Source organism: Desulfatiglans sp. (genome assembly GCA_012513605.1).
Classification (GTDB): domain Bacteria; phylum Desulfobacterota; class DSM-4660; order Desulfatiglandales; family HGW-15; genus JAAZBV01.
In genome coordinates this window covers 20,470-46,191 of the sequence record JAAZBV010000097.1, presented here as the reverse complement: position 1 = coordinate 46,191, position 25,722 = coordinate 20,470, and the positions used below count along the sequence as shown (strand labels likewise).

Annotated in this window: 23 protein-coding genes; 5 read left to right on the top strand and 18 right to left on the bottom strand. The window is 41.8% G+C overall.

Annotated features, from left to right (window positions below):
• The coding region (locus GX654_13215; GenBank protein ID NLD37820.1) for a transposase at window positions 1–275 on the bottom strand (275 nt) is incomplete at its 3' end.
• A 118-nt stretch (window positions 276–393) separates the two neighbouring features.
• On the bottom strand, window positions 394–1,362 hold the full coding sequence (locus tag GX654_13210) for a transposase (protein ID NLD37819.1): 969 nt from the start codon (window positions 1,360–1,362) through the stop codon (window positions 394–396).
• 469 nt (window positions 1,363–1,831) lie between these two features.
• On the opposite strand from GX654_13210, the gene orn reads away from it, so the two are divergent.
• On the top strand, window positions 1,832–2,368 hold the full coding sequence (orn, locus tag GX654_13205) for an oligoribonuclease (protein NLD37818.1): 537 nt from the start codon (window positions 1,832–1,834) through the stop codon (window positions 2,366–2,368).
• A gap of 10 nt (window positions 2,369–2,378) precedes the next feature.
• Here orn and GX654_13200 read toward each other — a convergent pair whose 3' ends face one another.
• The gene (locus GX654_13200; protein NLD37817.1) at window positions 2,379–7,094 is read right to left on the bottom strand and encodes a hypothetical protein; all 4,716 of its coding nucleotides are present in this window, start codon (window positions 7,092–7,094) and stop codon (window positions 2,379–2,381) included.
• A 142-nt stretch (window positions 7,095–7,236) separates the two neighbouring features.
• On the opposite strand from GX654_13200, the gene GX654_13195 reads away from it, so the two are divergent.
• Window positions 7,237–7,662 (top strand): DUF3783 domain-containing protein, encoded by a 426-nt coding sequence (locus GX654_13195; protein ID NLD37816.1) that lies wholly within the window; start codon window positions 7,237–7,239, stop codon window positions 7,660–7,662.
• 60 nt (window positions 7,663–7,722) lie between these two features.
• Here the strand turns inward: GX654_13195 and GX654_13190 are convergent, their stop codons facing one another.
• The 15 genes from GX654_13190 to GX654_13120 all read right to left on the bottom strand — a co-directional run bounded on the left by GX654_13190 (window position 7,723) and on the right by GX654_13120 (window position 20,981).
• A complete protein-coding gene (locus GX654_13190; GenBank protein NLD37815.1) occupies window positions 7,723–7,944 on the bottom strand; it encodes a hypothetical protein in 222 nt (73 codons plus the stop codon).
• 186 nt (window positions 7,945–8,130) lie between these two features.
• The gene (locus tag GX654_13185) at window positions 8,131–8,496 is read right to left on the bottom strand and encodes a hypothetical protein (protein ID NLD37814.1); all 366 of its coding nucleotides are present in this window, start codon (window positions 8,494–8,496) and stop codon (window positions 8,131–8,133) included.
• 251 nt (window positions 8,497–8,747) lie between these two features.
• Window positions 8,748–9,023, bottom strand: a complete 276-nt coding sequence (locus GX654_13180; protein ID NLD37813.1) for an Lrp/AsnC family transcriptional regulator — start codon at window positions 9,021–9,023, stop codon at window positions 8,748–8,750.
• A gap of 185 nt (window positions 9,024–9,208) precedes the next feature.
• Window positions 9,209–11,191, bottom strand: a complete 1,983-nt coding sequence (locus tag GX654_13175) for a prolyl oligopeptidase family serine peptidase (protein NLD37812.1) — start codon at window positions 11,189–11,191, stop codon at window positions 9,209–9,211.
• 469 nt (window positions 11,192–11,660) lie between these two features.
• Window positions 11,661–12,026: a hypothetical protein gene (locus GX654_13170; GenBank protein ID NLD37811.1), complete on the bottom strand. Its 366-nt coding sequence runs from the start codon at window positions 12,024–12,026 to the stop codon at window positions 11,661–11,663.
• 63 nt (window positions 12,027–12,089) lie between these two features.
• On the bottom strand, window positions 12,090–12,458 hold the full coding sequence (locus GX654_13165; GenBank protein NLD37810.1) for a DUF86 domain-containing protein: 369 nt from the start codon (window positions 12,456–12,458) through the stop codon (window positions 12,090–12,092).
• Window positions 12,451–12,744: a nucleotidyltransferase gene (locus GX654_13160; GenBank protein ID NLD37809.1), complete on the bottom strand. Its 294-nt coding sequence runs from the start codon at window positions 12,742–12,744 to the stop codon at window positions 12,451–12,453. The genes GX654_13165 and GX654_13160 overlap by 8 nt, the downstream gene beginning before the upstream one ends.
• A gap of 215 nt (window positions 12,745–12,959) precedes the next feature.
• Window positions 12,960–13,301 (bottom strand): hypothetical protein, encoded by a 342-nt coding sequence (locus GX654_13155; protein NLD37808.1) that lies wholly within the window; start codon window positions 13,299–13,301, stop codon window positions 12,960–12,962.
• A 188-nt stretch (window positions 13,302–13,489) separates the two neighbouring features.
• Window positions 13,490–14,152 carry a hypothetical protein gene (locus GX654_13150; protein ID NLD37807.1) on the bottom strand — a complete coding sequence of 221 codons (663 nt, stop codon included), beginning with the start codon at window positions 14,150–14,152 and terminating at the stop codon, window positions 13,490–13,492.
• Window positions 14,153–14,942: 790 nt separating this feature from the next.
• Entirely contained in the window at window positions 14,943–15,380 is a 438-nt protein-coding gene (locus GX654_13145; protein ID NLD37806.1) for a hypothetical protein, read from the bottom strand.
• The gene (locus GX654_13140; GenBank protein ID NLD37805.1) at window positions 15,377–16,849 is read right to left on the bottom strand and encodes a PQQ-binding-like beta-propeller repeat protein; all 1,473 of its coding nucleotides are present in this window, start codon (window positions 16,847–16,849) and stop codon (window positions 15,377–15,379) included. Before GX654_13140 ends, GX654_13145 begins: the two co-directional genes overlap by 4 nt.
• Window positions 16,850–17,184: 335 nt before the next feature.
• A complete protein-coding gene (locus tag GX654_13135) occupies window positions 17,185–18,453 on the bottom strand; it encodes a hypothetical protein (protein ID NLD37804.1) in 1,269 nt (422 codons plus the stop codon).
• Between the two features lie 63 nt (window positions 18,454–18,516).
• On the bottom strand, window positions 18,517–18,918 hold the full coding sequence (locus GX654_13130; GenBank protein ID NLD37803.1) for a hypothetical protein: 402 nt from the start codon (window positions 18,916–18,918) through the stop codon (window positions 18,517–18,519).
• Between the two features lie 320 nt (window positions 18,919–19,238).
• Window positions 19,239–20,537, bottom strand: coding sequence for a hypothetical protein (locus GX654_13125; GenBank protein NLD37802.1), 1,299 nt, complete (start codon window positions 20,535–20,537; stop codon window positions 19,239–19,241).
• A 48-nt stretch (window positions 20,538–20,585) separates the two neighbouring features.
• The gene (locus GX654_13120) at window positions 20,586–20,981 is read right to left on the bottom strand and encodes a hypothetical protein (GenBank protein ID NLD37801.1); all 396 of its coding nucleotides are present in this window, start codon (window positions 20,979–20,981) and stop codon (window positions 20,586–20,588) included.
• Window positions 20,982–21,833: 852 nt separating this feature from the next.
• Here GX654_13120 and GX654_13115 point away from each other — a divergent pair.
• From GX654_13115 to GX654_13105, 3 genes are all read left to right on the top strand, one after another.
• Window positions 21,834–22,220 carry a BlaI/MecI/CopY family transcriptional regulator gene (locus tag GX654_13115; protein ID NLD37800.1) on the top strand — a complete coding sequence of 129 codons (387 nt, stop codon included), beginning with the start codon at window positions 21,834–21,836 and terminating at the stop codon, window positions 22,218–22,220.
• Window positions 22,221–22,223: 3 nt separating this feature from the next.
• Complete coding sequence (locus GX654_13110) at window positions 22,224–23,804, top strand: M56 family metallopeptidase (GenBank protein ID NLD37799.1); 1,581 nt, start codon at window positions 22,224–22,226, stop codon at window positions 23,802–23,804.
• 126 nt (window positions 23,805–23,930) lie between these two features.
• Window positions 23,931–25,706 carry a tetratricopeptide repeat protein gene (locus tag GX654_13105; GenBank protein ID NLD37798.1) on the top strand — a complete coding sequence of 592 codons (1,776 nt, stop codon included), beginning with the start codon at window positions 23,931–23,933 and terminating at the stop codon, window positions 25,704–25,706.
• The last annotated feature ends 16 nt before the right edge of the window (window positions 25,707–25,722 follow it).

Genomic DNA, 25,722 nt, shown 5'->3' with positions numbered 1-25,722 from the left:
TTGTGCCTCCTGTTATAATAAATTGCATAACCAGTTAAGAGACGTTTCATTAAAGTGGCAATACCTGAGGGACCGCTTCTGAATAGAAAATGTGCGTGATTAGGCATGAAGGCCCAGGCATAGCATTGTGTTTTTGTTTTGGGCAGGAGATCAGAAAGTCTTTCCATGAGGTTTTCACGGTCTTCATCGTCTTTGAAGATCCTGCGGCGTTCTATCCCCCTGATCATCACATGGTGTAATAAACCCGGTGTATCTAGTCTAGCTATTCTTGGCATGCCCACACTTTTACTCAAAATCTAACCAATGTCAAGCAATTTTAATTTTAAAGGTCGTCCCCTTATCCACAGGTAAGGGATTTGCAGCAGCGAGGGAGAGGAAAAGGGGTCAAATCTCCTAATAGCTCATGTTAAGTTTTTTTAATATACTGTTTATCTTACACCTGAACTGCTTATCTGTTTGTATCTGCTTTTTTACCCTATCAACTATACTCCCCGCAGAGCTATCTTTTTTAAGATTAAACTCTCCACTTAGCGTGTTTAAGGTGTCACTTCTTATTTGTCTAATTAAATATATCGCTATATCTCTTGCTTCATTCTTCTGCCCTCTTCTTGATACCTTTAAATCTTCAAGTGAAACCTTGTATTCTCTGCATAGCACGGACATTATCTCACTTTTATCAGGTACTAATATCTTTGATTCCGGAATTTCTATATTTCTTTTATTTTTAAAATATCGATCCTTAATATTCGATAAAAACTTCTCATTTCCAAGTATTACAGGTAATTTCCTCTTTTTATATATGGCTGTAAAATCATCATTGTCAGGGGTATTTACAAAATCTTTATATACAGCCTTTTGTAAAGATTTATTTCTGTTTAACATACTTAATATTTTATCTTTACTTACCCATCCCCATTCTTTTGCATTTGAAAGATATGCTTTATGACTGCTCCATGGATATTTGAATTTGTCTGTCAATCCGGCTGTAACCGGATTCCTGTGAATATATCTCATTACCTGCAGAAGATAACTATCCTCATCAACCAGAATGGATTTGTATCTTCCTCGAAAAAGAGCCCCATCATACCCATGAAGTTTATTAAACCTTTGAGTATATACACCGTTAATGTGTCTCATGCTTCTTGATATATTTGATTCAGGAGTTTGAATAAGGAGGTGATAATGGTTTTGCATCAGACAAAATGCAGCAATTTTAATATGAAAGGTTTCTATAGTATCCTTCAATATATCCAGGAACAGAGAATAATCATTTTTATCTTCAAAAATGGAGATATATCTACCACCTCTATTCATTACATGATACCAGGCACCTGTATATTCTATTCTTAATGGTCTAGACATGGGCTGGATTCTATATTCCTTATTCTTACATGTCAAGAGCTATTCGGAGATTTGACCCCTTTTCCCTTTTCCCTTTTCAAATGGATTCCCTCCTTCGCGCATTGGCGTCAAGTTAACAAAAATATCGTACCAAAACATATTACTGGTAAGGGATATAAGATAAAGATCCCTGTGAAAAACTGCTATTCATAATTCAAGACGAAAAACCATTTCTCACACAAAGTCACAAAGCTCACAAAGTTAAGAAACAAAAAAATATTAAATAAAAAGCATTTGATTTTCATAGTGTTCTTTGCACCTCTGTGTGAGATATTGCTTTAGGCTTTTGCTTTTCGCCTTAGCTTGGCGATAATGCGCCAAGGTATGAATAGAGAAAAGACCATGGTAAAAATCTCCTAATGGTTTGACACCTGATTCCAATTAACCTATAAGTTCTACATAGATAATTTTTCACTAAGGAGACCATCATATGAGCACTAACCTTGCCTGGATAGACCTTGAGATGACAGGGCTTGACCCTGACACAATGGTTATTCTTGAGATCGCCACCGTGATCACAGATGCGAACCTGAACATAATCGCTGAAGGCCCCCATATTGCCATTAATTACCCTGAGGATGTCCTTGATCGCATGGAGGAGTGGAGCCGCACACACCATCAGGCATCAGGCCTTCTTGCTCGTGTTAGGGCATCAGTGTGCGACTGCGCACAGGCAGAGCAGGCCACCCTGAAGTTTGTCTCTTCTCATTGCGGTAAAGGGGAATCCCCCCTGTGCGGAAACAGCGTCTGGCAGGATAGAAGATTTCTCGCAAAACACATGCCCCTTCTTGAAGGATATTTTCATTACAGGATCATAGATGTAAGCAGCATCAAGGAGCTGGCAAAAAGGTGGTACCCTGCGCTTCCGCCATATCAGAAGAAAAAGGATCACCTGGCACTGAATGATATAATGGAATCCATTGAAGAGCTGAAATATTTCAGGAAGAATATTTTTATTCAACCTTAGCGGCTGGTTATCAGCCTTTTAAAGCATTGGTCCGCGCAACGGCAAGGTCAAAATTCCTTGCCACCAGGCTTTCAAACTCCTTCCCGGTAAACTGCCGGTTGTTAAAAAGATACCATTTAATGCTGTTCCAGTACTCACGCAGTTCGCGCGGGTCATTTATCTTTTCAATGAGAATGGTTATCTCATCAAGCTTGCTCCTTTTAAGGCTGTCATTCCTTAAATCATAAAGGTCATCCAGCCTGTTCAGGTGCTCTTCTTTAAAACCTATCTCAAGGGACCTCTCCATAAGGTCATTATAGATCGCATAAACCTCCCTGAAATCCTCAACATGCTTCATGCGCTCCTTTGTCTGTTCAAGCATCATGTCTATGATCTCATTAAAACGCCTTTCATACGCCTTTTCAAGAAGGGCCTCATAGTCATCGGTATCGTAGCTGCTTTTTTTAAGAAACTTGAGGGTATAGTGGAAATAACTCTTGAGCTGATCCACATCCCTGATATTAACCATGCGGGAGATCCTTCCGGGCATGTTGATCTCATCCTTGAAATAAATTGAGAGCACCTTTTTGTTGTTGTCCTTTTCAAGGATGATACCGGAGCCGGCCTTGAAAAATTTGTCCAGCTTTTTCCTGTCATACCATATCTCTTCAAGCGATATCCGGCTCAATGCAACATTTACCGCCTCGTACCTCCTTTTTATCTCTCTGATAATGGTGAGATAACTGAGGCATGTCGGCCTACGATCATCACTTCTGAACCGCTTTGCACCAAGGAGAGAGAGGAGTAATAATTTTATTAGATTGTCATAACTCAGATAGACCCCTACATTTTCAAGGCCATAGAGCCTGATATTGTCTTCGCACAGATTTTTTAGAACAAAGTGTCTGATGGCCTCTGGCAGTTTTCTTATATGGTTGTATGTACGTAACCCCTCATAAAGGTCCTTTTCAAAGGTGGCGTAACCGACGCTGGCATATTTTCTTTCCTGATATATGTACTGGAGCGGGATATGAACGATCATCATGGCAATATCGCTGAAGTCCACATACCTTAAACCCCTCAGCTTGAACAGGCGCTCAAGGGCGAAGATGAGTTTACCTGCCTCACAGAAACGTCCGGAACCTGAAAACTGCCTGCCCCAGGAAGAGAGGTACTCGGCAGGGGTCTCGCCTTCAGGGATCCCCTTTCTGTAAAACTCCTCAATGGCAAAAAAGAGCCGCCCCTTTTCACTGTAAAGCCCCTCCATGTAGCTCTCAAGGGTGGTTTTACCTTTAATTATACTGAGGCATGTATCCTTGAGACTGAATAGCCTGATTGCAAGATCCTCCAGTATCTGGTCTTCTCCAAGTGCCGAGATCATTATTATTGAGCAGAGGAAAAATGCCCTGAAAAGATCAGGGTCGCCTGTTTCAAGGATCTCCTTCATGGCATGCAGGGTATATTCCCCCCTTACTATATGATGAAGCCTGTCATGGTGCGCGATAAGAAATGTCAGGTATCTCATGGCATCTTTTCCCATGCCGTATTTTTCGGGTATATCCTCCTTTAAAAGAAAGAGTGATCCTGCCTGGGCCTGATCAGCTGCGTTTATCTCTTTTTTATATTTTTCCCTTAAAGGGGGGCTCATGCCTATGTCCTGGAGGATAAACGCCTTGATGAGAGCATCAAAGAGATCATGATTTTTTCTTAATTCCCTTGCCATGCCTGCCAGCTCTTCAAGCTGATATTCATTTAATCCCACAATACCTGCCGCATTGGGCCCGAATTCCCTCTTTGCAAGCCTGTGAAGGGCATCAACATCCTGGAAATCCTTGAGGTTGCCGTTTATCAGGGTCTGAAATTTTTTGGCGCAGATCAGCAGGTGGTCAATAACAACAGATTTCCGGTAAAGGTTCCCCTCCCTTCCAAGTTCACGAAGATCATTAAGCTCAGGCAGGACAAGGTTAAGTATTGTGGGTGAATACTTGAAGAGCCTTTCCAGATTGCTGAACAGGCTGTCTGGTTTAAATAATACCTTTTTAAAATTTTCCCTGATAAACAGCCTGACAATCTCTATTGTTTTTATCCATTCTGTCTGCCGCTTCGGGAACCTGATATCGCCTGTATCCCTGGCTATGAGCCTCTGGTGTCCCTGATAAAAATCCTCGATTTCAGAAAGCAGCCTTTCCATCTCCGCAAGTTTTTCAATGGGGATATCAGACAGGCTTACATTATCATACTTCTTGCCCAGTTCACCGAGGCGTTCAATGGTTTTATCCATATCAATGAAGGTGATATCGAGGCTCTGATCATTCTGGCTTAATGAGAGCTTGAAGCCTGTGTTAACAATGAAAAGCAGTTTGGTCTCATACAGTTGATCCGAGAACTGCCTCAGCATGATGGGTGAAAGATATTCTGTATTTATCCTGCTGGCCTCTTCCTCGATCTTTTTTACCCTGTCGGCAAGGTCTGCATATATTGAATCCCCCAGCAGGGGGTTAAAATTGATAATGGTTCCTCTTGTAACATTTACTGTAAACCATAAGAGAATAAAGCCTGACTGGCTGCCCAGTCTTTCAAAAAGGTGTTCTGTGCCGTGAAAATCCATATTAAGAAATTTTCTGAAGACAGTGGGACGCTGCAGGGGGTCATCACTAAGAAACTTTGCTTCAAAATATTCAACATTCTTTATTAATGTGATAATGCTTTCTATTCGCGCAAGTTTTTCATCTTCATAGTCAGCAAGGGACTCCTTTTCCATCTCTCCCTTTTCGCTTAATTCCCTCCAGGACTCTATATACTGGAAATACCTCATCATCATAAGAAGCTTGTTTATAAGCCTGTTGTGTATGCCCCCCATAAGTGAAATCTTTTCATCAAGGAGGGTATCCCAGGTAAGCTCCCTGTTCATGGTTATGCGAAGGGCCGATTCAAAAAGATCAAAAAGCTCGATCAGATGCACTATATCCATATCCACCCTTCTCGATGCCACGATCTCTGCCATTGTCATGAGACGGCAGTATCTCAGAAGGTTGATAGCTTCCCTGTGGTTCATTGAGCGGGCAAGGTCAGTGACCGGCTTTAGTTTCTTTTCACTCATCTTCCCGGCAAGGATCCTTCCAGCAGGGGTGTGACCTGTAACAATAAGGGCTATCTCCCTGAGTTCCTCCTCGCTGAAACCGAAAAAGCTCAGTATCTCGATGTGTTTAAGCACCTTTGTCCTGTGGCCCTCTATCTTGCCGGGGTTAAGCTGTATCTTTATCCTTTCCAGCCTGTTTATCTTCCCTATCAGCTTAATGATCTGGGTTATGCCCCCGTAACGCATCTTTTTGCTCTCAAAGGGCTCGCGTATCCGTTCAAGGTAGCTTTCGGGCATACCGGTATAGTTCTTGTTCTGTAACCGCTTTAATACCCTGAGTGTCCTTATGAGGTAGTCAAATGAGTCCCTGTATTCAGCCAGATAGGCCAGGGGGCAGCCTGCGAGTTCAGACCTGAACACTGATTGCTCTATTTCAAGGACACCCTTTCTGATCTTTCTTTTCTGGGCAAGGCAGATGAGAAGGTAATCAGGCGTATAGCCCTTTATCTCAAACCTGCGATCCCATTCTGCCTTTACTGAATCAGGCAGCACAGACCTGAAAAATATCTCGTCAAAATAGATCGACATGAGTTTGAGCCACGCCTTTTCCTGGTCAGGGATATTATATCTGCTGATAAAAGGTATATCCAGATATGGAAGGGCATTGATCTCATCAATGGACAGGTCTGCCAGGTTTTTTCCCTTTAAAAGCCTTTCTTTTGATTCCTGATCCTGGTAGGCCTGCTCTATATATTTCTCAAAATCAAAGATATTTACTTCAACAGATAGGGTGTCTCTAACCTCATATCTCTTTTCTGTCCTGAATATATGGGTAAAAACAAGAAAATTCTTCTGCTCCTCAATGGATTTGAATGTGATGGTTGAGTCCCTGCTGCTCTTCTGTTTATTGCGGTGGGCCACAATAAACAATTCGCCGTCCGGTTTAAGTATCTTGTATATCTTGTCCAGGGTGTAGAGCAGGTAATTTTCAAGCTGGCTCCTGTTTGGGGCAACCGTTGAACGGTTTAAGGAGAGTTCCATGTTAACTGTTTTATACAGATCCCTGGTAATGATTACTATATCAAGGGTGGTTTTGAAGTCACGCAGTTTTTCCTGAGAATCTATTACAATAAACTCATGCTCCTTAAACCTGAGGGCGAGCTCATCAACAATCGGGTCAGTCGCATGTGTAAGTATGCCTATGGAGTGGCTCTCCTGCATATATTTTTTGACATGACCCTTAATGATTTTGCTGATTTCATCTGCCTTGGTCCTGATATTTGTAAGAGATGTGGCGAGCAGATGGCTCGGGATAAGGTAATATGGTCTCCCAAGGCTTGAAAAGCGGATCAGGAGGCTGATCTTTTTATAGATACTATTGATCTTGTGGTAGTTGGATTTTATATCATCCGCCCTGTTAAGGTCTATGGATTGAATTATGTTCTGATCTGCCTTGCTGAGCCTGCCGCATATCTCAAAAAAACCAAAACCATATGCGTTTCCGCCATAACGACTCGATAATAGCGGGGGGTGTCTTCTGGCAGCCACTGTGCCCGGGGGAATATCCGATGGGTCAATGCCCAGTTGTCCATACTCCTCGGGTTTTATTATGCCGAAGGGGTCGCCTGAAAGATCTGCTGAATCAATAATGTCATTTACCTGTGTCAATCTTACACCTTTTCATGATAGCTCGTCCGGCCAGTTATTACTTTATAGCGATATGTGACAATAATTTCAATGATTAAACTTCTTTTCTAAAAGGGCGATTTCAGATATAGTTTTTTCACTTAAAAACATGGAGCGCTAATTTATGGAGAAGGCGAGCGGATTTAACAGGATTGAGAGGTCAGACAAGAAGATGTACGGCGTGAGGGGGCTTCTTGTGTGCGGATACCCTGAAGAGGAGAGGAATACCTTTCTGGATTTCATATCCAAGCTGAACATGGAAGATGTGCCTGTCATATTTACAGTAAACAGTGATCTTGAAAGGGGAGTTGGAGAACTCCTGACCCTGAAACATAAAGAGGGCATAACCAGCCCTTCTGACCTGCCAAGATCGATCATAATGTCAGGACTAAGCCAGGATGAACTGCATGGCCTCATGGATGCATACAGGGGTGCAGGGTTTGTGAGTCAGATATGGGCGACCCTTACACCGGCAAATGAGTCATGGAGCCTCAAAACCCTTCTTGTAGAGCTGCTGACAGAGGCCCGCGCAATGCAGAAGAAACAATAGCGTCCCCTGCATGTCTCACAGCAGCTTCGGTGCACACGAATGTTCTCTTTGCTCCTGATGCTATTCTCGTAAATCTTTCAAAAGCCAGGCCACTACCAGTTCTATTTTATCAAACACCTTTACCAGGTATCCGGCATTAAGGGCAACTGTCTCCTGAAAAGAATGATGCTTATCACCCGGGGCAGTTAAAATAGCAGCACGGATATCACCGGGTGGACTGAGGGCCTTTGTATCAGTATATGCAAACTCATACCCGTCAACAATACCCATTGCATCAGGCATACCGCGCACATCATTAAGTATCTGTCACAGGCAAAGGGATAAATACATCAAAGGGTGGCCATTCTCCGGCTTTCATGAGAAGGTGAATTCAGCACTATTTAATTGTGGCTCCCAGTCTATATCGGGATTGTTGAACCACCTCATTAATTTACAAAGCCTCCTTGCAGGATAGGATATTAATCCATCCTATGCCTGCTCAATACGCTTCTTTATAAGCTTTTCCGCAATATGTAATGCATTGAGCCTGTTTCTCTGCAATGTATACTGGGAAGTTCCCGGTAAAAACTTTTCCTGATATTTCTCTGCCTTTACCATCATCGAAGCAATTGATCGAAGGGCTTCAAGTAAATCATCCCGTGTAAATTTTTTCTTATTGTCTGTTTTCCCGCTAAGTAAACTAGACGCATAACGTAATGCCCTGATATTGTCTGCCAGCATTTTATGCTGCCATGTCCCATGCGTCAGTTTCTGCTGTGATTTTTCAGATTTACTGATGAGCGAAGCTATCTGTTTTAGTGCTTCATGTACTTCTTTTTCTGTGAAGTTACTCATAGTTTATATTCTATCAACTTTGTCCGGGAACTCGACTATATCTTTGTCCAGTGCATTCATCTTGTTTAACCCTATGCACAAGTTTACTCACAAAACATACTGTGATTTCCGCAACATGTAGAAATAGGACACCGTTATGTTATACGGTTGGTTCTGTTTAATCTAATAACCTTGCAACATCCCCTTTTACATAGTCTCTTCGCCCTCTTGTTTTAGTTTGGACAACAATGATTCATATCTTAGATGAAATATTACATTCCTATGCTAAATATCGCCTCAAGATCATGTTTTGAGTATGCCTTAAATGCGAGCATTGTCTCTGTCCTGGTTATTGGTTCAATCTGCAATATTGTCTTGGTGACTAAATTTGCCAGATCCTCATTTGTCTTAACCCTGGCAATAGCAATCAGGTCATATTTTCCGCTTACAGAATAGACCTCTGTAATGCCGTTAACATCTGCCAGTTGCTCTGCGACCTGGTTTATATTTTTACGCTCAACATTCATTAAGATGATAGAAGTAACCATTGCTTCTCCTTTCTATAACTATTTTTCAAATATATTACCGGATATGGATGTTACTTTCAATGCCCTATTTTTTATATAGGCACTTATGCAAACATGTTCGCCCGGCTCCAAAGGCTGATAAAAAAGCTGCCATGCCCTGATATCAGCGTATGGCAGCTTTACTATTGCTCAATTAACAAGAAATTTTAATTTTGCAATGCAGACTGTTGATTGAGCCATTGAATAAGAGTACTTTTCACTCTGTCAGTATATGGGTCCGACATGGTGAGCCCGTTTGCATAAAGGGTCCCTGTGTATGGATTAATCATATTGTTGTAGACTGCCTGTACCTCAAGATGTCCGCCAAGATAATAAACAGGGTGTAGCAGTGTAAGACGGCTGTCTGTGCCTGCCTCTGCTGCAAGAGGTATAAGCCTGTTCATAACCGGCCTTGACCCCCATGGTATGGGAGGTGTAACCTGGGTATCGTTATCAACCCTTACTGTAGTATCCTCAACACTGTGTACTATCCAGAGAGGAAGAGATGCAAAATTATATATCTCATCACTATCAGGATCAGGCATAAAACGGCCGGGGGGAGCAACAGGAAATACAGCTGCGAAAAAATCAGGACGCTCTCTGATGGCAAGCCATACCATGCCGCCTCCAATAGAAAAACCGCCCAGATATATTCTGTCAGTATCTATATCCGGATTTTCAGAGATAAATTCATCTATCGCATTGAAAAGAGGTTCAACCTGTTTTTGATTCCAGCGCATTGCATGCCCTTCGGTAAAATCTTCATTTGACCTTGGTACCATAACATATGCACCGCCCGCATCAAATAACGGCTGATAAATATCCGCGAATCTTGTAAGACCCGTGTCATTTATAAGGCTGCTCCAGACATTTGCACCTCCTCCTGAGCCATGCAGCCATATTAGCAGCGGGAATTTCCCATTCGCGCTTGAAGAGGTACCCTGAGGAACAAAAGAGGCATATTCAATGGATAGGCCTGTTACAGAGTCAACCGGTCCTTCTGCAGGAGTGAACTTTTTAACAATTCCCAGCTGTTTCAGGTTTGCAGCAGTTGGATTTGTTGAGTCAGCAACTACTGCACCCGGATATGCCGGTGGGGTAGTAGAGTCTGTGTATGAAACAAACATGTGACTTATTTTTCCCCAGGAATTGAGTAGAAGCCAGTATCTGCCATTCCAGCTAAAAGGGATATCGCTTATAGCAATCTCGAAACCTGCCTCTGCAAACTGCGAATCTATCCTGTATATCCTGGCATCATCAGCAAAGGTGTATTCAATATCTTCAATTCCCAGGGTTATTCGATTATCGATTGCACTGTTGAGAGAGTATCCCTGAATAATACCCGGATATTCCATAACCGGGGTAGATATTGGTGTTCCTTCATCATATTCTAATGTCCGGTTATATATGCCCAATGAGGCAGTCAGAAACATCCCGTCAAAGGTGTAGGCTGAGGGAAGAACAGGAATAATCATGGGAGCGCCATCAACAATTACTGTCCAGTTATATCGTTCAACAGCCCATTGAGGGGTATATACAGGGGTACGCTTTCCGGTAAATACTACACCTGTAAAAGGTCTTTCAATTACTGAAACTGTAACGGTGTTTGTTCGACCGATCCTCTTGCCTTTATCCCATATCTGCAGGTATATTTCATACACATCTGATCTGGGAAAGAGTATATCAAGATCATCTGAACTGAAAATCCCTGTATCATCATCCTCTTTGCATGGACATTTGATCTTGTGAAAACATGATAAAGGAGGGTTGCTCTTAGCAGCAGGTGGAAGCTTCACCTTTGTTTGCCTGCACAGGTTTTTGATCTTATGATCACAGCATTTACGGTTGTGCAAACAGATATCTGTAAGATACTTTGCGCCCTTTGTTCTTTCCACCAATTCACCTGTGGCCGGGTTTTTTTCTTTGATAACAGGGACAACGTATATCTTTGGAAATGAACTGCGTATAGCCGTAATGTCAAGATCAAATAAAACAGGGTCTCCAGGGTAAATCTCTATTGTTTCCGGGGTTTGGCCATCCAGGAAAGAGAGGGTGGCCTCTTTTACCATTTTGGCACTGCCTGCGTAGGCAAATACCGATATCATAGCTGTGATAGCTATGACACTGAAAAAAGATAAGAGTTTCTTCATGTGCATTCCTTTCAAATACAGTCTGAAGGGTCTGCCCTGGATAGAAACCTTGCAGCCTGCAAATCAGTATTAACGGTTAGTTTCTTCTCTTTTTTATATAGTTTTTTATTTGTACTTTTGTCTTTAGCGGTTACAGCATTCTTCTCTTTGTGAAAGATGCCTTTGAACTACAAAAAGCCAACTGAAATGGAGTTATTCCTGCTTTTCTTTAACCGTGAAAACCGGATATCACATCCCCTGGTGACAGAATGCCAGGTCATACTGCTATTTCCAAAAAGATAGACCACCCATTTCATGGGCAGATATATATTTGCTCAAATCATGCAAGTCAACCAAATATAATTATATTTTTTGTCGTTTTATATGCCAAACTAGCCGAATTTTTATAATTCCTTCGACTTTATGGCTTTTTGCTGCACTGGAGACTATATCGTTTTGTATCTCATTTAGGATAATTTAATTTTTCATTCTACCTCCATCCGATACGTATCATTATTAGCCTTTCCGCAATATATAACGCATTGATCCTGTTTTTCTGCAATGTATGCTGGGAGGTTCCCGATAAAAACTTTTCCTGATATTTTTCTGCCTTATTTATCATCGAAGCAATTGATCGGAGGGCCTCATGTAATTCATCCTGCGTGAGACTTCCCTTTATATCTGTATCCCCGCTAATCAAACTGGCTGCATATTGTAATGCCCTGATATTGTCTCCCAGCATTTTATGCTGCCAGGTGCCCGGTGCCAGTTTCTGCTGTGATTTTTCAGACTTACTGATGAGTGACGTTATCGGATTAAGTGCCTCATGTAATTCTTGTTCTTTGAAGTTATCCATATATTGTATTTGTTTCTATACGAAAATTATTGGGGATATAGATATCGATAACTACTTTTACAATTAAAGCTCATCAATCATTTTTTGAATTGTTGAAGAAAGGGGTTTTATGTGATTTATGCAGACGTCATATATAACTTCAGCATCAACATCAAAATAATGATGGCTGATAATATCTCTCAACCCCATTATCTTTTTCCATTCCGTGTTCGGATATCTTGAAAGGAGTTCATTATTTGTTTTCTTATCTAGGTTCTTGATACTTTCTCCTATTGCTATCAAGAGCATACATATAGAATCCAGTTTTTCCATCCCAGTTTCAGACCCTGTAAAATCATTTACAGAATGAACTAATGCAAATCTTCTTTGAATTTTTTGAGTAGCATCAAAAATCTGTTTAAGGATCTCCTTCACCATACCTATATCAAACATAAACAGCCTCTTTATCTATCCTCTTTTTAAGAAAAGGATTCATATTTTCCCTGTGTCTCACAAGGTCGATTTTACATTTGAACTCATCTTCAAGGTCTTGTTTTATTCCAATAAGGTTGAACATATCGGGTTTTCCCAGAACAACGACTACATCTATATCACTATCTTCATGTGCTGTCCCCCTGGCTGCCGACCCAAAGATGCCTAGACGAATTATGTCATAGGTTGCACCTTTATTTTTTTTAAACTTTCGCAATAATTCTAGGATATCCTGTTTCTGCAACATGATCCTGTTCCTTATTTATCTATGATTAGGAAATTTGATTATGAGTATATTAAAGTATTTGAGGCTGGTCAAATCGTTTTAACAAAAGGCCGCTGGTTAAAATACGCTATGGACTATAGCGCAAACCAACCTGAAAACCTGTCTGGCTAAACCATTTCATACATTCCCATCATTCTCCAGGAATTCGAACATCGGGTTTTGTATTGATGCAGACTTCATTTACTCTTCCGTGCATCAACTTTATTCAGAAATGTTACGATATCTTTTTCAAAGGCTGTAACACCTTCGATGATCTCTGCTGTGAGGATGCTTTCATCTTCAAAAGAAGGGTCTCCTTTAAGTATTGCGGTTACAATGGCATCTATCCCGACTGCTGGCTCAATGAGCGGATGTTTCTTGTAACCGCTCTTAAGAAGCAGTTCATAATAGCGTTTCTGCACCTTCCGGTTCCTGGCAGCAAGCCACACTTCGAACTTAAAGTTTTCGTAGTTAAAGACAATGGCAAGCTTAAGATCACGGGCCTTGAGCTCTTCAGGGAACAGGGCAAAGTAGGTCATATTAAAATATCCCTGGTATAACCCCGATACAGCCCGTTCACCAAACTAATCTGCAAATACTGCCCGCAATCTGGACATGTATGACACAATCCACCTGAATGCCCGTTGTATGGTGCCATCCTTCAGTCGTATTTGAAGCTCTTTGATGTCTTTATCGATTGAATTCCTGAGTTTCATCCTATTTCCAATCATGCTGAAAATTCTTTTAATATATATTTATAAGATAAAGACAATGATGCAACACCAACGACTGTTGTAACATTTGTTAAAATACTAACAATTAAAAATGTATATGGAATATTCCTTATTAATATTGCAGGGATTGAGACTATTAATGGTATCAAAATTATAGAAAAGAACATTAATTTATGATAATTCTTTGTCACAAACCATGAGTTTTTAAAACTGCATCTATCTCCGACAGCAATAGCTGGAAACACAAGCGATAACCTGGGAAGTAAAAGTACTAGATATAAAAAAACCAATACAAAAAATATAAGAGTTCCAATTATGGGGATATGCATGATTAAAGTACATAAAAATATTATTAAAGCTAATGCCACTACATGAAATATAAACACAGTCTCTCTAATAGACCATTTCATAATCCCCCATGTTGGAACATGGCTTGGACCAAGTAAAATCATCCTATGCGTTGTGACTGCAAATATTGTTTGAATCATTAAAGAAAGGCCCATATTAATTATACTGATTAAAAAACTTGACCAGAAGAATGGTATAATATCCAGTAAAATCGACAAAATAAAAGGGACCAATAACGCCTTTGATAATTGAAGCCTAAAGGCATAAACATATTTAAACGTAAGAGAAAATAGTTCTTTAAATGTCATAACGTTTCTCAACAGTTCCGGATATCTTTATTTTTAGGATGCTGTACAGAAAGATTCACCGGGATTTTTATGAAGAAATATATAATATGGATTCTGTATCAGGACAGCAGAATATTATCTACAAGGTTGATAATAATCAAGCAATATCATGTGTAATATTGGCTAATGTCTATCCCTTCCACATACGGAACAAGCCCCTCGATGGACACAGATAATCCCGCCACATTCTGAACAACGCCATCTTATCTTTTCATTTTTTACAAATGCCCTGATGCGGGATTGTTCTATATTTCCCAGGTTTTCAATCATACTCATACCATACTTGGTCCGGTATCTTTTATCCAAATTCTTAAGCCGGGTACATGGATACTTTTCGCACTTTACTGAGCAATATTTCAAGTTGTTACTTTTAAGTAAATCGCAGTTTACTATTACACATTTAACACAGTATACAGGTTTGCTTGTATCTTCTCCCCGGCAGCCAGGGCATTTATTCTTTTTTCTTAAAAGGTGCCCCATGCAAATCGCACAGTTCATGCCACATGGCGCAATCAATTCGGATTTTATTTGAGCTGTCATTTTCTGATTCATATCAGGTTCATGTTCGTTTAATGATCTAAATATTATTATACAGCCATTACTGCCTAAATAAATGCCTTGAGCCTTGCACCATCATCCAAGCATCCCTTCACCTTGCTGCCCGGGCAAATCATTTTTGAATAAGCATTCATCTGTAGGGGCGAATAATTATTCGCCCCTACATCATTGATGTCATCACGATAATTTGGAACTATTTCCCCTCTTCATCCTTAATATAGAGTTTACCCGGCACGGTCGTAAAATGGAATATGGGTCTGTCCACCCTTTTAAGTATGAGGGGGCAGTGTTTCATGTGGGCAGGTATAAAGAGCAGTGCGCTCTTTGTGATGATATGTTTTTCATCCTCAATCCACATCTCTATCTCACCGCCAAGGTCATAGGGGTCATCAGGGTTGTTCCCGAAAAAGCCGATGATCTCATCCGAATCATGCGCATGGGGACAATCCTCAAGGGTCTGGGCAGCCTTTAAATACCATGCGGTATTCATGTGAAATGCGCCCTCAACCACATTTTTATCAAGCCACAGTATCCTCTTTGCATATTTTGAATATGCCGCCTCTATCTTCTTCTTTTCTTCAGGCACCTTTAGTTCTGTAACAATATACTTACCATACTTTGTCTCTGTCATTTTTTATCCTCTCCTTTGGATTGTCTTCCCTGTGTCCCCCCCTGAATCCATACAGATGTTTTTTCTATGCCAAAATCGGGGAGGGAGCCATCATCTGCCGGTACTTTATACATATAATTTGGTCCCGCATCAACTGCTGATTCCTTTGGTTTTTTAAGCTGCGGCACCCAGTCATATGGTAACCTGTATGATCGATAAACAAGGGTCCTTGTCATGGGGATGTCAGAATCCCACAGATAGGGATTCATGTATTCCCACACGATCTCGTAGTCTTTCGTAATTTCAATTATACGGCCCTGCGCCCCCTCTGTGATAAGCGTATTTCCATTAGGCAGTCTCTGGGCGGACGACACATTAACGCTGTATAACTTATGACCATAAATCGGTTCTGGTTTTCCGCTCCTTGAGCTGTTCGGGGTATATTCCCATACAATCTCCTTTGTAACAGGATTGAACTCCACCACCCTGGAATAATCCCTGCGCATAACAGATATTCCGTCCGGGGCAAAATCAGTGGGAGGGCCATAGCCGGAATTGCCGCCATTATCAAAAACCATAATATTCCCCTCCCCGGGTAAGCCCTTTGGAATCATATGGGTATGATGTACACCTATCATCCATCCAAGTTTTTTGTCATCACCCTCTCGATAATATGGCCTGGCCTTCCAGGCAATCTTCCCGCTTTTGTGATCTATGATTGCAAGGAGACCTGCCTCGCGGCTGTCTATAATGATGTTATCGGGATTGAATCTTTCATCTCCCCCGTCATACCATTTGTTTGGGCCTAAGTATGACGCGCAGTTCTGATGGAACCAGTCAAAGCCGTCACCTTCACTCATTGGTTTTCTGTTATAGGTCTGCATGGCTTTTAATGCTGCATCATCAAAACCCATCTCATCTATATGCTCCGAGGCCTTCCAGGTCCAGACTATCTTTCCTGTTGCAATGTCCACCTCATAGAGCACATCATCGATAAGCTGCACATTCCTGTTAATCTTTTCATTCTTTACATTGTAATGCGCCAGGGCAAGTAGGGTCCCCTTTGTAGTGTCCACAGGCGGGGCGTCAGGTATGTAATAACCGGTCGGGTTTCCCTTAATCTGCATATCATGGTGCTGCCTTGAAACCCACATTTTGCCATCCCCCTCATTTGCCTTTCCTTCCACCCATTTGTCAAAGCTCCAGAGGACATTATCATCAAAATCCCTTATCTGTATCTGGATAGCGTCCTGCCTGCCCTGTTTCCACGGGGAAGTGGCCGACAACAGGAATCCACCCGGGTACACCTTGTTAGGATGATGGAGTTTACCTTTCCATAAATGAACAAGGTTCCCGTTCATATCAATAAGTATGCCCTTATCAGCGGAAAGGATAGTATAACCGTTCCAGCATTTATCGGGCTTATAGATGGTTGTCCCAAGGGGGTAAACGCTTGGATGGGCGTATATGACTGCCGGAAAGATAAACATCAGGGCGACTAAAAAATAACCTGTAAGACGTTTCATTTTTTGACCTCCATGGATGAAGGATTTAGATAGAAGTATTTATTTGAATTATTGTAGAAAAATAAATGTCTTTTAATGACATCTAAAACGGTGAGTTGTCAACAGGAAAAGGTTCTCAAACAGATGAGAATCAAATGTATTTCTTATAAATTTTATTATTCATGGTGAATTATTGTAGGGGCACAGCGCACTGTGCCCTTATCTTGATGATTTCATAAACAGCAATTTGAAGGGCACGCTGCTGCGTGCCCCTACGGTTTAAATTACAAACAGGATATATACCCGGCTGAAATGATACCCTAGTACCTGGCGTAATTGGGCACAATGTTACTGTACTTTTTCACAAGTGCGTCCCAGTTTTTAGGCAGCGTAATCTTTTTTGTAACAAAGTCATTCTCTATACCCCCAACGCTCTTTAACAGACCTGTCCATGCACCCGGGCCGCCAGCAACAATGATCATAAGACTATTCGGGTCAACAGCAGGTGGCGGTGCCGAAAGAATATCCTTTGCCTCTGTCTTTACCCCCTGGCTCTGCTGGTAAGCGGTCATGGGTGATTCAGCATCCTTCATGAGAAATGCCTTCAGGTCCTCCTTTGTCCACCCTTCGCTTGCAAGGATCTCTGCATGGGATGGTATAACTATAAAGCACGACATGCTCCAGGGGTTCATCGCCTTCATGGATTCAGCTATCCCCTGTGCATCTGTACCTTTGGGCACGGCCTGCGTATAGATGTTCGGGAAAAATACAGTGACTGTGTTCTCATCACGCTTAAATCCGCGATCCACATGAAGGGGTTCCCACGGACTCTTATCCTCATCCTCACCGATCACAAGGCTGTATTTTAACGGGTTTCCTATTACACCCATATCTTCCACACCCTTGCGCGCACCGCCGATATTTTTCACAATCAGCCCTATGGCGCGGCCTATGGCTGCATTGGCAATATTACCAGGGCTTAATGCCCCTGAACCGTAATTAATATTCACCTGGTCTCTTATCGGCCCATTGATAATAAAAAAGGGCGCCCATGAACCGGTGCTTACCTCAAAGGTGTCAAACCTGGTCTTCTGGTCTGCAAGCATCTCAACCGCCGCTATGATCACAGGCATATGTGTTGGAAGCGCCCCGGCCATTACTGCATTTATGGCGATCTTTTCTATAGTGGCCTTCCCGTGCCGCGGGATAACCTCTGCGACAACATGGTCAGGCGGCAGGTCTGTGCCCTGCATCATCTCCTTAACAGCTTCTTCTGTGGGCGGGGCTATGGGGAGCCCGTCTGTCCACCCCTTTCTGTAGAAGAAGCGGTTTACATCCTGATAGGTACCTTTAAAGGCGACTCTGGGCGGCGGTTCTGTTGCCCATTTTGGCGCCCTTTCATGCCCTGTAAGGGGCTTTGTAAGCGCCTCGACTATTTTAGGCATGGCCTCTCTTGTGCCTGCATCTATCTCTGCCTTTACAGTAGATTCACATGCTATATTGACCGGCAGGAACCTTAAGACCGGCATACCCTTATTTGATGATGCTGATTCTGCATCCCCGATAAAACCCGGATTAGCCAGTAACACGACCGGCTTTTTAAGCTCCTCGATGGACATTGCGTTAAATACGAGGAACTTGGTGCAGGAGCCTCAGTCACCTACAAGAAGGATAAATGCATCGTTGCTCTCCACCCATTTTTTGAATGCATCCTTCTTTTCTGTCTCTATCTCTATAACATTCCATTTATCAGAGTGATATATGCTGACCTCTGCATCAGGATAGCTCTCCTTGATGCGATCCTGAAGGGATGAGGCAATAGGCATTGCAGCCCGCTTATAATTGGCAAATATACCGATCTTTTTACCTGCAAGATTATTAAGCCTCTCTGAAATGCCCTTAAGCGGTTTTGGGTCAGCATCTCCCCAGGGGCTCAGTGCCTCATAAACGATTGGTGATGAATTCTGTGCTGCGAGTCTCCCAGGTATGGTAAGAGACAAAGCAGACAGAATAAAAAGGATGATTGTTTTTATTGAGAATCGAATGCCCGGCATAGATTTACCTCCAAAAAATTTTTAAGCCGATTATATACCCATATTCCACCGGCTGCAAAAACAAAACCGCGGGTAAGTGTTTTTATCCACCCTCATCCGCGGTTATTTACCGATAAATCAAAGGGATATTAATTAGTGTCCATCCAGAAAGAGGCAAACCCTGGATGGGGCTTTCAGCGGTCAGCCATCAGCTGTCAGCCAAATCTTTGTCTTTAATGACTTTTGCTGAAAGCTGAATGCTGAGAGCTTGCCCGTCCTCCGCAGTAGCACTGCTACGGAGGATGGAAATCCAAAAACAACAGTTTTTGGATGAATACTAATTAACGCCACTCATCTATCTTTATACTGCGGCTGTAACGCATACCGCCCGCGCTCCAGTAGTTGTTATTGCTTGCGCCTGTAACAATAACCGGGATAGTCGGACCCATAGGCATTGCCATTTTGGGTGCTGGCTTTGGCGTTGAAGCATTGCTTTCTGCGCCGGGTTTTGCCTTGGGCATTTCGCCAAAGCCAAAGGCAGGGGCCGGTGCAATAGCCTTTTCAAGCTCTTCAATAGTATTGTATTTTTGTTTCACAAAGTTTGCGATCGGGGGGCTCAGTACAAAAATTGTCCCGAACAAAAATCCCTGTTGTGCTGTAATGTCCTTCATGATCTGGGGATAATCCATGTCTCCGCCCCATCTGTTTGCAGCCCAGTTTGCGGCTGAAAGAATTCCCCATCCTTCAAAAAGGCTGACAACATTTTCACCCTTTCCAAAACCAAGACGGACTGAAAATGGTCTGAAGGGTGATTTTTCTTCATTCTCCGCTATTACCATGTTGATAGCATTTCCGTGGTTTCCAATCACACCCATGTAGGTTGTTCCAACTTTTCCGCCATTACCGAGGTTAATGGATGCCAGGCTCCATGCCCTTCCAATGGTGGTATTTGCATGAGCAAAGGGGCCAACGGCTCCGACATCATAATTAAGACCTATCTCATCTCGAATATTGCCATTTATGACCACTGCCCCCATGAAACCATTGTCTGAGATGGAGATTGCCTCCTTTGAAATACCTGTCCTCGGATCAGGAGATAGCATAGCGAGAAGTACCGGCATGTATTCCGGTTTGCACCCTGCCATTACAGCGTTTACTGCAACATCCCTGACAGTAAATGTCCAGAATTCAAAATAATCACCGGTATTGGTGGGAGACATCTTGCCCACAACCTCGTCAGGGTCATGGCTTGTGCCCATGAGCATTTCATCAACACGCTCTTTTGTCGGGAGGACAATGGGCATAAAATCGGTAAATCTCTTTTCTAAAAAGAGCTTGTGCAGCTCTTCCTCTGTGCCTGTATAGGTCTCAGGCCCCCTGTCTCTTTTGATCTCGCCTGTCTTTTTTTCTTCATCAGTGAGGGGCTTTGTAAGGTTTTCAACAATTTCCTTCATTACAGGTCGCCCGGAAAGGGGGTTAACACCTTCTATTACACCTTTTCTTAATTGTTCAGCGGTCTTGGCCCATACTGGTCCCTGAATCCACTGGGTCCTTACAGAGGGCATTCCTTCCTGAAGGGCCTTCTGTTTTTCCTGTTCAAAAAACTCTGCGAGCACTATTGCGGTAGCAGGGATTCCCATCTCTTCGAAATTTATTGAATGGCCGACAACTGCCGGCGCGCACTGGCTTCAATGACCCAGCCCGATAATCACCGCATCGGCCTTTTCCTTTATCTCGGCCCAAAGTTCCGGGTCTTCACCCTCAAAACCACCAGGGGCATTTTTTCTTTTATAGATGGCCTTGGTTTTTGGCATCTCTCTCTCGAACCATGCAGCCATTTCAGTAAGGAGGCGATCGCTACCCGGATAGATGTTGTCAACAACATATATGGTCTTGCCATCAAGTGTATCAAGGCGCGGTGCCATCTTTTTCAATGTGATGTTTGGCGGTGTGCCAAGTGGTGTGAGGACGGTTATCTTTTCTCCTGATGCGGCTGCCTGCGCCTCGCCTATCAGCATTGGCGAAGAGAAAAAGAGTCCCAGGATAAATGCTGCCATTACAGCAGCGGATAAATACCTCTTCATAAAAAATCCTCCTTTAATAGTTAGGGTTATCTTATACCCGGTTACCCTGATTGACACAGGAGCCCGGAATGCGCTGCTATATGGGTTATTTAATTTAAAGCTCATATTATTTTAGCTGCCCATGTTTGTCAATGTTCATCTTGGAAGATATAGGAGATAGCCGACTGTGGTAAACAGGGTTACTCTGAAGAGGATTTCTTTTCGCACAGGCATTTTGGCTTAATCGTCATTCCCGCCCTGTATCAAGCACGGGATAAACTTTGGCGGGGATCCACTTTTTGTATTTGAAAATAAAAACAAATAGATTCCCGCCTTCGCGCATTATCTTCAAGCTAAGGCGAAAAGCAAAAACCTAAAGCAATATCTCACACAGAGGCGCAAAGAACACTAAGAAAGTCAAACGTTTTTTACATAATCTTTTTTTGTTTCTTAACTTTGTGAGCTTTGTGACTTTGTGTGAGAAATGGTCTATCGTTTTGAAATATGAATAGCTGTTTTTCTCAGGGATCTTTATCTTATATCCCTTACCAGTAATATGTTTTGGTACTATATTTTTGTTAACTTGACAGCAATGCGCTTTCGCGGGAATGACGTATTATTAATCTTCATTCAACAACATTAGGCTTTGATCCGCCCCGGGGGGATCAACTAATTTTTTGTTTTGAATTCCTTTTGCTGAATGCTGGGCGCTGACAGCTCACATCAAAAAACGAAAATATTTAGATAAACACTAAATAACATGCTTGACAGACGACACGTGTCGTTGTAATGTGACTACACTTGTCGTTTTAATGTCCATATAAAGAAAAGACTTTACAAAGCCTGAAAATCATCGCGAAAGGATACCAACCCATGTCTTATAATTTACCAAAACTCACAGACCCTGAATTTGAGATTATGAAGATAGTGTGGGACAGAGGGCAGGTGACCATTAATGAGGTGCTTGATGCAGTCAACTCCCTGCATAACCGCGATCTAAAAAGAACCACCATTCAGGTGCAGATGAAGCGTCTTGAAGAAAAGGGGTGGCTTAAACATCATGAAGATGGAAGAAACTTTTTGTATGAGGCTACCCGTGAAAAGGAAGATGTGGCGCGCGAAATCACAGGTGATATTAAAAAGAGGATATTTGACGGCTCTTACGCTAACCTTGTAAAGGCGCTGTTTCATGGTTCTGATGTTACAAAGGATGAGATAAAACGAATAAGAAAGATTTTAGATGACTATGAAGGGAAATAGATTATGGATCTACATTCTCTTGTTACAAATATCAGATCAGCAGAGCTGATCTTTAATCTTGTAATCCAGATAATAACAGTCTCCCTGGCTGGCTGGATAATCATGAAGATATGGAGACCAAGATCTGCGCCTGCCCGGAGTGCTGGATATCTTGCCGTATTGATCTCCATTGCGATCATTCCTGTTATGACTCTCATGTTTAACATTAACCGGATCGCCTGGTTTCAACCAACCATAGAACTTAACCAACCATATAAACAACAATATGAGGAGCCTTATTCGCATACTGCACAAAAACCTGAGGCAATACCTGTAAAAGACAGCAGCCAATCTAAAACGTATAAAAATACTTATAATGAAAACTACCTATCTTTTATTAAAGGTTACTGGATTATCCAGGTAGTCAACATATTCGGGGCATTCTGGATCGCCGGATTTATAGCCTTTATTCTGCGCCTGGGGTTTAAGCTCTCCTTTTTAAAAGGCTATATGCATAATCTTAAGACTGATGACAGGGAGAGGCTGAAAAAGGTCTACAGCACCATAATGCATGTATTTAAAAACAGGCCCATGCCTGAAATATTTTTTTCTTCTTCACTTTCATCGCCTGTAACAGTTGGGATTATCAAGCCGGTAATGATCCTTCCAATGGAAGTCGAATACATTGCAGATGATGAATTAAAAAGCATCCTTTTACATGAACTTGCCCATATTTTTCATGGTGATAATTTTACAGGGTTTTTCCAGCACCTTCTCTCCTCGGTTTTCTGGTGGAATCCGATTATTTACCGGCTCAATTCGGAATACTCCGACTCCAGGGAAGATGTTTGTGATAATTACGCTATCAATGTATTACAAAGCCCCAAAAAATATGCAGCCACCCTGCTTAATCTTGTGGAAAAGACATGCCTTTTTTCCACTATGCCTGCTGCCGCAGGTATGTCTCTTTCTAAAAAAACTCTTGAGCACAGGGTGCGGGAACTATTAAAGATAGATCGGGATTTAAGCACGCTGATCAAACCATCCTTTATGCTTTTCTCTTTGACAATATTAATCCTTATATCTTACTTCGGACTTGGAATGAGGATATGTTTTAAGGAAAGGGATGATTCCGGAAGAATTGAATACTCTAAAGAGAGTCAAAAAGCGAATATCAATTACACTATTGATCCCTCTCCAGGAGAAGGATGGCAGGAAAGACCTGAAGTGCCATTTAACGATTTCCTTTTTGTTCTTCCGGATAAAAATACAATGATATATGTGGCTGGCATTCCTGCCACTGAAGGAAGCCAATGGATGAGCGCAGAAGACTTTTTCAGGACCTGGAGTGAGGGGATGCGGGATAAATACCACTATAAAGATTTTAAAATTGAATCGAGTGGAAAAACAACCTTAGACGGCCATGAGGCATATTATGCCACATATGAATTCGTGTTTAATTTCAACAACAAAAAAGAGACGGTATATATTATTCATGATGAGAAATCTTTTTACCGGTTTCGTTATGCCAGTCAAAAGGATACCTTCAATGAAAATCTTCAAACATTTGAAAAGTATGTCAGGAGCTTTAAGGTTGGAATGTAGACAGCAGGGGTTGAAATTCAAAATTGAGGTGCATAAACGCAAGCAAGAGGCAAAACATTGATTAGGGGTAGTAACACAGTATTTAGATTTGAGATTGGATAAAATAACATTATTCGGAGGGTCTGAATGAAATCACATAAATATCTGAAAGCATTATTCTGCATTTGTCTTGTTCTTGGCATATCAACACCTTTAAAAGCATCCGATATCTCCGGCACATCTGTAAATATATCAAAACAGGAAAAGGCTCAGAATGCCCCCGGTTCCTATGACCATTTGTCAGGAACATGGAAAGGTAAAGTACCGCTTGGTGATATTTATCTTGAACTCCAAGTTAAAGGATCATCAGTAAGTGGAACAGTGAGGGCCGTGGGCGGAATCAAAGATGGAAAGATTGAAGGTAACAAAATAACCTTTTATACAATACGTCAAGAGAATTCCAGTATAATTGAAATACCCTTTGAAGGGGTAATCAAAAAAGATAAAATCCATTTTAGCTTTATATCAGTGAATAATGGCAGACCTGTTAAATTCACAGCCAAAAAAATGAAATCAGACCTGGAAGAAGAACAAGCAGTGCAGGAGTCTGAAGGCCCCAACAAACATATAGCCGGGAAATGGACTGCAAATTACCTGAATGGTGTGATGTCAATGGATTTCAAGGTTAAAGGGAACAAACTTACAGGAACTGTCAGCCCCATGGAATCTACTCAAAATAAAATACGGGGTGGTAAAATTAAAGATAATAAAATCTATTTTTATTGCCCTCCTAATACGCTAATCAGACAAAGGACTGAATGGGAGGGGACCATTGTCGGCGATAAAATACAATTTACAGCCAGGGTTCCAGCTAACACTTTTAAATTTACAGCGAAAAAAGTTGTGCCTGCTAAAAAGGACCAGGTAAACGATGAAATTCATTTGCCTCCAACAGTAAAACCTTCAGGAACATGGATTATGGAGGCAAATGGCCAGCAGATCACCTTGTCTTTAAAAGCTATTGGAATGTCTCTTACCGGGCTGGTTAGAATGCCTCCTCTAAACTCAAACATAATGATTCCCCCTGACGCAAGGATCAGCGGCGACACAGTCTCATTTTCCCTAACAAAAAAAATTGGCCCCAATCTTTTTAGAATTCCATGGGTAGGCAAGGTAGTAGGTAACGAGATCCATTTTGAGGGTGGGCCATTTAACCAGTTTGAAGATGTAATAGCAAAAAAGATAAAGGATACTGGCGGAGATGATATAGACATGTTATCAATAAAACTGGCCATGAGTGAAGAGATCAAAAACAGCAATATAAATGACAGATATAAAAAACAAAAGGAAGACCATCTTGCCCTTGCTGACTATGGGAAGGCAATGGAACTAAATCCCCACATTCATTCCAGCTATTTTCATAGAGCAGAGTTATACAAACAACAAAAGGAATATGATCTTGCCCTTGCTGATATAAATAAGGCGATAGAGTTAAATCCTTCTTCAATGTATTACCATAGAAGAGGGTCTGTTTATTATATGAAAAAACAGTATGATTTCGCTATTAAAGAGCATCTAAAAGCCATAAGGCTGGATAACAACTATGCAGCAGCATATAACAGTCTGGCCTGGCTGCTTGCTACATGCATCGATAAGAAATATCGCGACGGTAAAAAGTCTGTAGAGTATGCAAAAAAAGCAATAGAGCTCGCAAAAAAGCCAGATGATCTTGATCCTGAATCGCAAATGTTTGATACGCTGGCTGCAGCCTATGCTGAGGCCGGAGATTTTGATATGGCGTTAAAAAGTCAGGAAAAGGCTATTCAGTTATTAAAAGAAGAAGGTAAGTCGTATAATCTGGAGGAGTATGAAAAACGGTTTGAATCATACAAAAGAGATATTCCGTGGACGGATATTTATTAACATGCTGCATTTGTAT